Raw genomic sequence first — 11,963 nt, 5'->3', positions numbered from 1 at the left:
GAATTTATCTCTATTTCACGTATCTGTCAAGAAAAATGTTGATTAAGGTTACCAACAATTTGGATACTATCTACATGGAACCTTGACACAGAAAGCATAAGAGTATTATCGTAGTATTAAACAGAGTTTAATTAGACAAGCATAACAAATGAATGCTCAAACATAGTGAATCAGGGGAGTTGCAAGATGATGAAAAGCTCCGAAAAAGACATGACAACAAAGGGATATATACTAAATGCAACACTCGAACTCATTAAGACAGAAGGGGTGGAGAATGTAACCCTGCGCAAAATTGCCGCATTAGCTGACGTTAATCTTGCGCTGATAAATTATTATTTTGGGTCAAAGGATAAATTGGTCAATGAAGCTTTAAAAGTGTTACTGGCTTCCTTTCGAGAACATTTTCTCATTTTAGATGATCATTCTATGCCTCCAAAAGAAAGATTAAAAACATTCATGGTTCAATACGTAAATTCAGTTACAAAGTACCCTGAAATCCTTAAAGAAATCCTGGGGAAGGGGAATATTTCATTCGAATCACAATTTGAATACAAAAATTTTATGAAAACATCGGGACTCAACAAAATTAAAGCAATATTGCAAGAAATTACCGGTGAGAATGATTCAGACATTCTTACGATGATGATGATGCAAATCCATGCTGCCATCTTTTTTCCTGCCCTTATGGCCTGTAAAAAGAACGTGCCCTTTGTTTTAAGCAATATTCCCATAGAAGAACAAATTAATTATTTATTTCAACATTATTTTGCTAAGTACTCATGAATAGATTTGGTAGATATGTTTTTAGGGGCTGGAAAGGATTGTAAGTACTCTTTATTTTCCTAATTCATGTAAAATACAAATAAATAGAATGAAAGAGCAGAATGATAAAAATCGTCATTCTGCTTTTTTAGATTGTCTTGCTTCTTATCCAATTTAAGTAGCGTTAGCGAGTTTGTTCTTACTTGGCTAATAGAATAATTGGTAAAATAAATATTATCACTTGACCAGTAACTGAACATTACACTACAATGGGTAGTGTTAATTGGGTTTATTTAATGAAAAAAGAAGGAATAGTTTACCTTTTCACACTACGATTTGTAGTGTGAATTTAAAAATTTAATTGTATTGAGAGGAGAAAGTAAATTGAAAAAGTCAGAAGTCGGGGCACTCATTCTAAGGATATTTTTAGGGTTATCTTTCTTAATCCATGGTGTTTCTAAGTTTCAAAATGGGATTGAAAATACTGCAGGGTGGTTTGAAAGTTTAGGAATTCCAGGTTTTATGGGCTACGTAGTCGCCATCATCGAATTAGTTGGAGGTTTATTGTTAACAATCGGATTTGGAACACGATATATTGCTGCTCTCTTTTTATTTATCATGGTTGGGGCCATTTTAAAAGTAAAATTGGCAGCAGGTTTCATGGGGAATGGACAAGGTGCTGGATTCGAATTGGATCTTGCCTTTGCGGTCATGGCGGTATATCTATTCCTAAATTCCAAATCTGTTCTTTCTCTTGATTCAAAACTGTTCCCTAAAAGTCAACAATAACGATAGTCATTTCATAGGGAGATTAAAAAGCTTAAATTAGAGGGTGAATAGATGTCTTCAGGAAAAAAGAAAACAACAAGATCGAATAATCGATCATCTAAATTCATATTCTGGGTGATTGGTTTAATAGCTGTTTGTCTAGTCGGTCTAATTTTTTTATCAAATACGGCAAAAAAAGAAGCCATGGATTATGAGGGACAGCCATTTTTAGGGGAAAAGTCTGCCCCAGTAAAAATCGTTGAATTTGGTGATTATAAATGTCCTTATTGTAAAAATTTTAATGACACACTTCTTCCAAATATCGAAAAGGATTTTATCGATACAGGAAAAGCTTCGTTTTATTTTATGAATTATTCATTTATCAATGTTGATTCTACTCGTTCTGCCAAATTTGCGGAAACAGTCTTTAAAGAACTGGGGAATGAAAAGTTTTGGAAGTTCCATGAACTATTATATGAAAAACAGCCTGATGATACTAAATCAGAGCAAATGGATATATATACAGAGTCTTTTCTTAAGGAAGCCTTAAGTGAAATTGTCTCTGAGGCAGAAGTGCAAAGAGTCGTTAATGCCTTTACTAATGAGCAATCAAAAAAGGCGTGGGAAAAAGATATGAATGCTGCCAATAACTTAAGTATTACAAGCACCCCTTCCATTTTTATTAATGGTGTGAAATTTGAAGGGAACACCTATGACGACTTCAAGAAAAGAGTAACCGAAGCAGCAAATGAAGAGTAATTCAAAAAAGCAGGTAATCGCTACCTGCTTTTTTAATTTGGAGAGAGTCTTTAGTTTTATACCTCTGCATTACCACATAAAACCTACTTTAAATGGCTTAATGTCTTCGATATTTAAGTAATATACTCACGTAAACCAAGTTTACAGACAATTAAAATAGTTAATAACATATTTACAATTATTTACACTCCCTTTATTAACATCCCAATGATAGTTACCTATAATCATAGTTGTGAATGAACAAACTACACTAAAGGAGAGAATAATCTATGGATCGCCGTTTATTTTTAACCTATGTTGGCAGCAGCACAGCAGCATTAGTCGCAGCCTCATCAGGAATTGGGGCATTAACAGGAAACGCCATGACTGCTAACCACTTAATGAATGGACAGCCTTCGGGGAAGGGGAAGCCGTTGACAGCTCCTTTCAAACCAGTGAGCCGTACATGGGAAAACGACATCGTACTTCCAAATGGATACAAATATAATATTGTTGCCTCTTATGGGGATGTTATTAACTCAAAGGGTGAAAAATTCGGGGATTCAGCAGACCTCACTGTCTATTTTCCAATTGATAGTTTAAAAGGTGGAAACAATTCAGAAGAAGGCTTGATTTGGGTAAATCACGAATTCCCTGAGCCAGGAAACTATATGAAAATGCTAGGCATTAACGAAGCTGCTTTTAAAAAGGAAAACCTAGCAAACTATCCAGAACTTTTAAAAATGGAAAAAGAATCTGTTGGCGGCTCTGTTATTCATGTAAAGAAAGAAGATGGAGAATGGAAGCTAGTAAAAGACGATACATATAACCGCCGTGTCGATGGGACAACACCGATCGAACTTGCTGGACCTGTCCGCGGAAGTAAGGCAGTTAATGGTTCCACAAAAGTTTATGGCTCCCTTGGAAACTGCAGCGGCGGCAGAACTTTATGGAATACCGTGTTATCCTGCGAAGAAAATACCGAATATGGGGATGATTATGGCTGGCCGAACTTCAATGATACACATTACGGCTGGGTTGTGGAGGTTGACCCATTTAATCCCAAAAGACCTGTCCGCAAGCAAACGGCTCTCGGCCGTTTTGCCCATGAAAATGCCGCAATGGGCCAAACCAAAGATGGCAGAGTCGTGGTATATATGGGAGACGATAAAGGGGATGCCTGCTTCTATAAATTCGTAAGCAGTAAGAAGTTCAATCCAAACAATCGTGAAACAAACTTCGATATTTTAGAAAATGGAACCTTATATGTTGCAAATCTCAGCCAGCAAAAATGGGTTGCTCTAGATTATGCATCAAATTCAAAGTTGCAAAGCCAATTTGTTGATCAAGCTGATGTTTTAACAAATACACGCGCAGCAGCATTAGCTGTTGGTGGAACAAAATTAGACCGTCCAGAGGATGTGGAAATTCATCCGATTGATGGAACTGTCTTCCTATCATTAACGAATAACACTGGTCACGGAAATTTCCATGGTCAAATTATCCGTTTTGCTCCAGCTGATGGCGACCATGCAAGTGATTCCTTTACCTTTGAAATATTTGTTGCCGGCGGACAACAGAGCGGCATTACTTGCCCAGATAACCTTCACTTCGACAGCACCGGAAATCTTTGGGTGGTAGAAGATTACAGCGCAACGGAAACGAATCAGTACGCAGATTATAAAAACTGCGGGGTTTTCATGATCCCAACCGATGGAAAAAACTATGGCGTTCCGCACCAATTTGCCTCTGGTCCAAAGGGTTGTGAAGTAACGGGTCCTTGGTTGACTCCGGATGAACGGACTTTATTCTTAGATGTTCAGCATCCTGAAACATGGAACCCGTACCCTGGTCAAATTTTCGGACGTTCCTGTTTAGTAGCTATCCAGGGCGGCAGCTTTAAATAAGAAAATACGCTTCCTTTGCGCGATGTATGGCCAATAGTCGCGTGCTAGACAAGCAAAGGAAAAAGACAAAAAAACCATTTAAGAGGAGGACATTTTTATGCTTCAGAACATTGGGATTCCTGGTCTTATCCTGATCCTTGTAATCGCCTTAATCATTTTCGGCCCTTCAAAATTACCGGAATTAGGCCGTGCTGTCGGCTCAACACTAAAGGAATTCAAAAAATCAACAAGAGATTTAGTTTCCGATGAAGAGCCGGAAAAAGCACAGGACAAAAAAGCAGAAAAAGCTGTTTAATCCAATCATTCAGGAAGATGTAATCGGGCGTGCATCTTCTTTTTCATAAGGAGGACCCGATGCAAAAACACGAGATGGATCTTATTGGTCATTTTGAAGAATTACGAAAACGTCTCATTTTCGTACTAGGAACCTTTATCCTATTCTTCATTGTGTCCTTTATCTATGTACAGGATATTTATCACTGGATCGTAAAAGATATAGGGGTGAAGCTAGCCATATTAGGACCGAGCGACATTTTATGGGTTTATTTAATCCTGTCGAGTGTCGTAGCCATTGCCGGAACAATTCCAATGGCCGCCTATCAAACCTGGCTGTTTGTCCGACCTGCATTGAAAGAAACCGAACGAAAAGTTACACTGGCCTATGTTCCAGCCCTGTTCCTTCTATTTATTATTGGAATTGCTTTCGGCTATTTTATCATTTTTCCAATGGTATATAAATTTCTCCTCTCCATGTCAGAGGGAATGTTTATGACTTTTTTTACAACAGAAAAGTATTTTCAATTTTTAATTCATATGACACTGCCATTTGGATTTTTATTTGAACTTCCAGTGATTATCATGTTCCTGACAAGTGTAGGAGTGCTCAATCCATATAGATTGCAAAAGATCCGAAAATACGCCTATTTTGTCCTAATTTTAATCGCAATCTTCATCACTCCGCCGGATTTTCTATCAGACATACTGGTAACCATTCCATTGATCTTTCTATATGAGTGCAGCGTCCTATTATCGAGGGTTGTCTATCGCAGAAAACAACGAATGGCTCTGGCAGTGTAATTCGATTTAACAAGAAGTCCTAGTTTTATAATCAATTCATGTTAAAGAAATGTAATCTGAGAGGAGAAAAAATCATGACAAATGAGAGACCTTTGGATGAATTAATTAGAAAGTTTAACGAACAAAATTTGAAAAAGAGTGTAGACCGCCGCAGCTTTCTTTATGGGGCCGGTAAGATTGCAGGGCTGTCCCTAGGGTTGGCCATCGCTCAATCAATGGGAGGATTTAAAGTAGATGCTGCTCCGAATTTCAGCGAATATCCTTTCACTCTTGGTGTCGCTTCTGGTGATCCGCTATCAGACAGTGTCGTTTTATGGACAAGACTGGCTCCGGATCCGTTAAATGGTGGAGGGATGCCAGCTCATATCGTTCCAGTCAATTGGGAGCTTGCAACAGATGAAAACTTCCGCAATGTAATCAAACGAGGAACGGAACATGCTTCGCCTAACCTCGCACATTCTGTCCATGTAGAAGTGAGCGGCCTGAAGGAGAATACCGTTTATTTTTACCGTTTCAAGACTGGAAATGAACTAAGCCCTGTTGGAAAAACAAAAACCCTTCCGGCAGCAGGTGCCAGCGTGGCAAGTATGACGTTCGCATTCGCTTCCTGCCAGCAGTATGAACACGGCTATTTTACGGCGTACAAGCATCTGGCGAAAGAGGATCTCGATCTTGTATTCCACCTTGGCGATTATATCTATGAATATGGTACGTACGAGTATCTTTCACCAACGGGCAATGTCCGTGCCCACAGTAGCGATGAAATTATCACAATTGAAGAGTACCGCAATCGACATGCCCAATATCGTTCAGATGACCATCTCAAGGCTGCACACGCTGCATTCCCGTGGGTGGTTACATGGGATGACCATGAAGTGGAAAATAACTACGCGAATGTCATTCCAGAAAAAGACCAGTCTGTTGAAGCGTTTATCAAGCGCCGCGCCGCTGCTTACCAGGCTTATTACGAGCATATGCCGCTCCGCAGGTCGTCATTGCCTCATGGTGGCGGCATGCAATTATACCGGGATTTCACTTATGGTAATTTGGCGAACTTCTATGTTCTTGATACACGCCAGTACCGTGATGACCAGGCGAATGGTGATGGAACGAAAGCTCATACAGCGGAATCCTTGGATCCAAAGCGTACTCTTCTTGGAACAGAACAAGAAAAATGGCTGCTTGGCAATCTAGGAAACTCGAAATCCCATTGGAACGTCCTTGCCCAGCAGATTTTCTTTGCCCAGCGCAAATCCGGAAGCAGCACGGCTCCAAAATTCAGCATGGATTCATGGGATGGTTATCCGGCCGCACGCCAGCATATTACGGATTTCGTTGCTGGCAATAACATCAATAACCTGATCGTTTTAACTGGAGATGTCCATGCAAGCTGGGCTTCTAACCTGACAACTGATTTCAACAATTCTGAAGCCCCCATTTTTGGAGCAGAGTTTGTCGGAACATCGATCACTTCTGGAGGAGACGGATCGGATTTGCGTGCAGACACGGCTAAATCTTTAGCGGATAACCCGCACATCAAATTCTTTAATAATTACCGTGGTTACGTTCGTTGCCAGGTCACTCCGGAACAATGGCGTGCAGATTACCGTGTTGTTCCATTCGTAACCGAGCAGGGAGCAGATATTTCAACAAGAGCGTCATTTGTTTATAAAAAAGATCAGACAGGGCTCAAGGAAATAGCGGCCACTTCGGTGCCTATGGGTGTTAAAATGTCTGATGAAGTCGAAGAAGACCGCCATCGCGCCCACGCCCGCGCGCATGAAAAGCAAATGGAGAAAAAGCGTAAAGCTGCACCAATTAATTAAGCGTTAAAAAAGAAAACTAATAGATTTTACTAATTAATAAAGAGGGAACCTTAATTGAGGTTTACCTCTTTTTTTTGAATAGAGCATCACTTTACAATAGCAACATTGTGCTAATAGTTCGAATGATTATCTAGAGCCTTCTTTATTTCAAAACATTATAATTTAGTTAGGTAAAGTGTTAACGCTTAAAAATGAAGAAAGGAAGGGAGTTATTTTTTTTTGAAACAATTTATCTGAAAAATTAAAAAACAATAAAAAGGAGTTTTTTATGAGCAATCAAAAATATTTAATGGATGATGCCCCGCTTAATAAATTTCATCTACGAATTACCGCTCTTACTTTCGGTTCTAATTTTTCGGATGGTTATGCTTTAGGTATTATTGGAATGGCCCTTTCCTTATTAGGTCCACAAATGAAACTGGGAGCAATATGGGAAGGATTAATCGGAAGCTCCGCTTTAATTGGCCTCTTTTTTGGAAGCTTACTACTAGGAGGATTATCTGACCGTATTGGCAGACAAAAAATCTACTTAGCTAATTTTCTAATTATTGGAATTGCTTCTGCATTACAGTTCTTTGTCCATGATCCATGGACGTTATTCATTTTACGGTTATTGATTGGGATTGCCTTAGGAGGAGACTATGCCGTTGGCTCGACTTTACTAGCGGAGTTTGCCCCAAGAAAATATCGAGGATTATTGCTTTCTTCTTTAAATGTACTCTGGACAGTTGGGTATGTCGTTGCAAATATCGTTGGTTATTATTTGCAAAAATCAGGCCCGGATTCTTGGCGCTGGATGCTTGTGAGTGCTGCCATTCCCGCTTTCATTCTATTAATCTTACGTATCGGCACTCCAGAATCGCCACTTTGGTTAATTAAAATGGGACGTGTGGAAGAGGCTCGTGCCATCGTAAGAAAACATATTGGACCAAATGCGATAATGGATGAAACGATTAAAGAAACTTCCAAAACAGCTTTCCGTATGGTCGATCTTTTTAGTAAACATCTATGGAAGCGGACTACATTTGGATCATTATTTTATGTATGTCAGGTTGTCCCGTATTTTGCCATCTATACTTTTCTTCCAACAATATTAAGTAAAATGGGCTTCGAAGAAACATTTAGTATTGATATGCAGCTGAACCTTTTCTTGTTAGTTGGAGCCATCGTTGGGGTTTGGTGTACGGAAAAGCTTACGCGAAGAGGCTTCACTATTTATACGTTCATCATACTTACCGCTACTTTATTTATTTTAAGTGTATTGCCTAAAGAATCGCATACGACAGCGATCATTGTCTTTGCTGCCTTCACGTTTGTGATGTCTGCTGCTTCCAACCTTACGTTAATTTATCCCGCAGAGCTTTTTCCTACAGAAATACGTGGAACAGGTGTCGGCGTCACGACTGCTGTCAGCCGCATTGGTTCTGCGATTGGAACCTTTCTGTTACCTGTAAGTGTTAGTTCATGGGGAATGGGACCATCGATGATTGCGATGAGTGTGATTCTATTGATTGGAACGATTGTCTCGATCGCATGGGCACCAGAAACAAAGTATCTATCGATGACTGAAGTCGATAACCCAGAACTTGAAACGGGAAGCTCTCCAATCATAGATTCTGCGTTTTCAAGTAAAAGAAATTTATCATAAGCTTGATAAGAGGTGTTTTAGATGACCAAGAATGAAAACTTACACCCAAGAGATATAAAAGAGGTTATTATTGGAGATCAAGAGCTTTCGATTCATGAGGTGATTGCTGTTGCAAGATATTCAGCAAAAGTTTCCTTTACAGAAGCTTATTGCAACAGGGTAAAAACATCACGTGGATTAATCGAAAAGTTTTTACAAGAAGAGCGCGCGATTTATGGAGTGACAACCGGATTTGGCAGTAATGTATCAAAAGTAATTTCGAAGGACGATGCTGAAGTCCTGCAACGCAATATTGTTCGTTCTCATGCGGTATCGGTAGGAGAGCCGCTAGAAAAAGAAGTGGTTAGATCTATTCAGCTTATGATTCTGAACCATTTAGGGCATGGGTTTTCAGGAGTCAGTTTAGAAGTTTTAGAACTTATGGCCGCTTTATTGAATCATGATATCTTACCGGTTGTACCTGGTGAAGGTTCAGTGGCCTATCTTGCTCCTGAAGCACACATCGCATTAGTATTATTGGGTGAAGGGAAAGCCTGGAATAACGGTGAACTCCTTTCAGGCTGCGATGCTTTAGAGAGAGCAGGATTAAAACCAGTTGTACTAGGCTGTAAAGAAGGACTAGCCCTTTTAAATGGCACGACTTCCGTTACGGCGTTTGCCTCTCTTGCTTTATACAATGCGATTCAAGCTGTGAAGACAGCAGATATTTCCGGAGCCATGTCGTTTGAGTCGCTAAAAGGAACCATAAAAGCTTTTGATCCCCGCCTCCATTCTGTAAAAAAACACGTGGAACAGGGGAAAACAGCTCGAAATTTAGTAAAAATTCTAAGCGGCAGTGAAATTGTCGAACAGTACAAGGATTATCGATTACAAGATGCTTTAAGTCTGCGCTGTATTCCACAAGTCCATGGGGCGGTAAAGAAAGTATTGAAAAATACGTTGGAAAACCTGATGAATGAAATCCAGTCCACCAGTGATAATCCAATCATCTGGCCAGAAGGGGAGGACGGAATTGCCTTAATGGGAGGAAACTTCGACAGCTCCTTTATAGGAATGGATGCAGATTCGATGTGTATCGCGATGGGGAACTTAGCCAAGATAGCGGAACGCCGGATTGATCGCTTAGTGAATTATCATGTAAGTGAACTGCCAAACTTCTTAGTCGCCAATCCCGGCTTGAATAATGGCTATATGATTCCCCAATATACTGCTGCTGGGTTATTAAATGAAATTAGAGTTCTTTCTCATCCCGCTACCATTGATAATGTCTCCACTTGTGCGAATCAAGAGGATGTCGTGAGCTTTGCCTATTTTGCTGCAAAGAAAGCCTATCAAATTTCAAAGAAGCTTCAGTATATTTTAGCGATAGAATTGATGCTTGGCACGCAGGCATTAGATTTCTACGAAGAATTGAGTCCATCACCGGTAACAGGAAAAGTTCATCAGTTCATCCGATCGAAAGTACCAACTGTAAAAGAGGACCGATTTTTCCATCCTGACATCGATATCATTTTCCACCACATCCGAGAAGGAGAAATCGTCACACTAGTCGAAGAGTTAATTGGAGAAATAGAATTCTAATCGTTTAGGGAGGAAGCAATAAAAAGCTTCTTCCTTTTCTTTAACTTAGAAGACAGGATGAACGAGGGGAATGATTATGAAACAAGATTCAAATAGCGCTGCTTTTTCACATCTTCTACTCTCTGGAACGCTTGTTCATGAAGGGACATTTGATGAGTTACAACAAAAATTTGGGATTTCTATTCATCCGCATTTAGTTATGATTGTTTCAATAGATCGTTATCCAGATATAGCAAGTGCAAGCGGGAATTCTTTGGAGTGGAGAAAAAAAGTGGGCCAGCAGCTGGTGGGGAAAATTGAAGAAACCGTACGGATTCCTTTTCTTTGGAATTGGATCGAAGAGGGGGTTCTTGCTCTGCTCTTAGAGCTGGAGGAACAGGATTCAGTAAATGAGTTTAATAGAAAAATGGTGAATATGGCAAAAGAAATTCAACTTGCTACCAATTCGATTGATCTTTCTGTATCTATAGGGATTGGTAGATATTATCAAAATCCTTATGCGCTATACCAATCCTTTTTAGAAGCAAGAAAATCGATGTCAGGCCGCTTTTTCCAAGGGAATCAATTAATCTTTCATTGCGAAATGAAACGAAATAATGAGGGACCAGTCATCAATCCGTTTAATGAAGAAAAGGCAGAACTGCTTGCCCTTGTTAAAATTGGCGATGTAGAAGGGATAATTCTTAATTTGAAACGACTCATGGAAAAATTAGCTGTGGCCAGTCAATTTAATGAGGATATATTCAAAACAGAAGTAGTATCTGTCGTCTTATTATTATCTAAACGAGTAATAGATTCAGGTGCCAATGCAATAACCATCCATTCGAATAATACTACTATTATTCAAGAACTCTATCATATTATTCGTTACGATAAATTTGTTAATCAGGTTTGTGAATACGCCGTGTGGCTTACAGAGCAAACCGAAAATACGGATCTTAGTGAAGTAAGTCCTGTCATTCAACAAGCTATCGGTTATATTAAAGAACATCATCAAGAGAGTATTTCTCTGAATGAAATAGCACAATATTGCTGCTTGAGCCGGCATCATTTTAGTCATTTGTTTACAAAAGAAGTAGGAATTAGTTTAATTGATTATTTAAACCGAATGAGAATTGACATGTCCTTGTCGTATTTAGAAATGACCGATTTACCAATAAGTGAGATTGCTGCCAGAATAGGATTCCATGATGCCAATTATTTTAGCCGCATGTTTAAGAAGTATATGCAGTTTAGCCCTTCAGATTATCGATTAGCAAGAAATTGATCTATTATTATTATCGCTTTACTGTATAAAGGCAGTTTTTTTTACTAATTTACGAAATTGATAGAATTTTACACCATTTTGTATTATGCTTACAGAATACTATCAAATAGATGGTATCGGAAAGCCTGACTCATAGTTCATGCTTTCCATTTAATTGAATACGTGCGAACAGGTTCCTTGAAGCAATGCTCAAGGATGAAAAGGGAAGCTCGGTGCAAATCCGACACGGTCCCGCCACTGTAAAAGGATAATCAGCGCAATGTTTAACGCCACTGATCGATATGATCGGGAAGGTTTGTGCTGGTGATGACCCTTAAGTCAGGAGACCTGCCTGTTTCGACCACACTGAAGACCTACGGGAGATAGGGAGGTGTTAGATGGCTTGCTAA

10 protein-coding genes and 1 riboswitch are annotated in these 11,963 nt (G+C 39.4%); all 10 genes read left to right on the top strand.

Going from position 1 to position 11,963, the window contains the following annotated elements; genetic code table 11:
* Positions 1–186: 186 nt before the first annotated feature.
* The 10 genes from ACJ004_RS15925 to ACJ004_RS15880 all read left to right on the top strand — a co-directional run bounded on the left by ACJ004_RS15925 (position 187) and on the right by ACJ004_RS15880 (position 11,574).
* Positions 187–783 carry a TetR/AcrR family transcriptional regulator gene (locus tag ACJ004_RS15925; RefSeq protein ID WP_486348390.1) on the top strand — a complete coding sequence of 199 codons (597 nt, stop codon included), beginning with the start codon at positions 187–189 and terminating at the stop codon, positions 781–783.
* A gap of 363 nt (positions 784–1,146) precedes the next feature.
* Positions 1,147–1,551 carry a DoxX family protein gene (locus tag ACJ004_RS15920; protein ID WP_410894083.1) on the top strand — a complete coding sequence of 135 codons (405 nt, stop codon included), beginning with the start codon at positions 1,147–1,149 and terminating at the stop codon, positions 1,549–1,551.
* Between the two features lie 51 nt (positions 1,552–1,602).
* Positions 1,603–2,289, top strand: a complete 687-nt coding sequence (locus ACJ004_RS15915; protein ID WP_410894082.1) for a DsbA family protein — start codon at positions 1,603–1,605, stop codon at positions 2,287–2,289.
* A gap of 269 nt (positions 2,290–2,558) precedes the next feature.
* Positions 2,559–4,175, top strand: coding sequence for a PhoX family protein (locus tag ACJ004_RS15910; protein ID WP_410894081.1), 1,617 nt, complete (start codon positions 2,559–2,561; stop codon positions 4,173–4,175).
* 97 nt (positions 4,176–4,272) lie between these two features.
* Positions 4,273–4,470 carry a twin-arginine translocase TatA/TatE family subunit gene (locus ACJ004_RS15905; RefSeq protein ID WP_410894079.1) on the top strand — a complete coding sequence of 66 codons (198 nt, stop codon included), beginning with the start codon at positions 4,273–4,275 and terminating at the stop codon, positions 4,468–4,470.
* 59 nt (positions 4,471–4,529) lie between these two features.
* On the top strand, positions 4,530–5,252 hold the full coding sequence (gene tatC / locus ACJ004_RS15900; protein ID WP_410894078.1) for a twin-arginine translocase subunit TatC: 723 nt from the start codon (positions 4,530–4,532) through the stop codon (positions 5,250–5,252).
* A gap of 74 nt (positions 5,253–5,326) precedes the next feature.
* Positions 5,327–7,078 carry an alkaline phosphatase D family protein gene (locus tag ACJ004_RS15895; RefSeq protein WP_410894077.1) on the top strand — a complete coding sequence of 584 codons (1,752 nt, stop codon included), beginning with the start codon at positions 5,327–5,329 and terminating at the stop codon, positions 7,076–7,078.
* A 268-nt stretch (positions 7,079–7,346) separates the two neighbouring features.
* Positions 7,347–8,726: an MFS transporter gene (locus ACJ004_RS15890; RefSeq protein ID WP_410894076.1), complete on the top strand. Its 1,380-nt coding sequence runs from the start codon at positions 7,347–7,349 to the stop codon at positions 8,724–8,726.
* A 21-nt stretch (positions 8,727–8,747) separates the two neighbouring features.
* The gene (gene hutH, locus ACJ004_RS15885; RefSeq protein ID WP_410894075.1) at positions 8,748–10,307 is read left to right on the top strand and encodes a histidine ammonia-lyase; all 1,560 of its coding nucleotides are present in this window, start codon (positions 8,748–8,750) and stop codon (positions 10,305–10,307) included.
* A gap of 76 nt (positions 10,308–10,383) precedes the next feature.
* Positions 10,384–11,574, top strand: a complete 1,191-nt coding sequence (locus ACJ004_RS15880; RefSeq protein WP_410894074.1) for a helix-turn-helix domain-containing protein — start codon at positions 10,384–10,386, stop codon at positions 11,572–11,574.
* A gap of 153 nt (positions 11,575–11,727) precedes the next feature.
* A riboswitch (cobalamin riboswitch) is annotated at positions 11,728–11,923 on the top strand.
* Positions 11,924–11,963: the final 40 nt, after the last annotated feature.

This window comes from Neobacillus sp. 204, from assembly GCF_046562815.1.
Lineage (GTDB): Bacteria > Bacillota > Bacilli > Bacillales > Cytobacillaceae > Neobacillus.
The sequence above is the reverse complement of the archived record's forward strand: the minus strand, read 5'-3'. Positions and strand labels throughout refer to the sequence as shown.

What these genes read in the sequence shown, in the direction of transcription:
- ACJ004_RS15925 (WP_486348390.1), top strand. Translation starts at nt 187, where the DNA reads ATGATGAAAAGCTCCGAAAAAGACATGACAACAAAGGGATATATACTA.
- ACJ004_RS15915 (WP_410894082.1), top strand. Translation starts at nt 1,603, where the DNA reads ATGTCTTCAGGAAAAAAGAAAACAACAAGATCGAATAATCGATCATCT.
- ACJ004_RS15910 (WP_410894081.1), top strand. Translation starts at nt 2,559, where the DNA reads ATGGATCGCCGTTTATTTTTAACCTATGTTGGCAGCAGCACAGCAGCA.
- ACJ004_RS15905 (WP_410894079.1), top strand. Translation starts at nt 4,273, where the DNA reads ATGCTTCAGAACATTGGGATTCCTGGTCTTATCCTGATCCTTGTAATC.
- tatC (WP_410894078.1), top strand. Translation starts at nt 4,530, where the DNA reads ATGCAAAAACACGAGATGGATCTTATTGGTCATTTTGAAGAATTACGA.
- ACJ004_RS15895 (WP_410894077.1), top strand. Translation starts at nt 5,327, where the DNA reads ATGACAAATGAGAGACCTTTGGATGAATTAATTAGAAAGTTTAACGAA.
- ACJ004_RS15890 (WP_410894076.1), top strand. Translation starts at nt 7,347, where the DNA reads ATGAGCAATCAAAAATATTTAATGGATGATGCCCCGCTTAATAAATTT.
- hutH (WP_410894075.1), top strand. Translation starts at nt 8,748, where the DNA reads ATGACCAAGAATGAAAACTTACACCCAAGAGATATAAAAGAGGTTATT.
- ACJ004_RS15880 (WP_410894074.1), top strand. Translation starts at nt 10,384, where the DNA reads ATGAAACAAGATTCAAATAGCGCTGCTTTTTCACATCTTCTACTCTCT.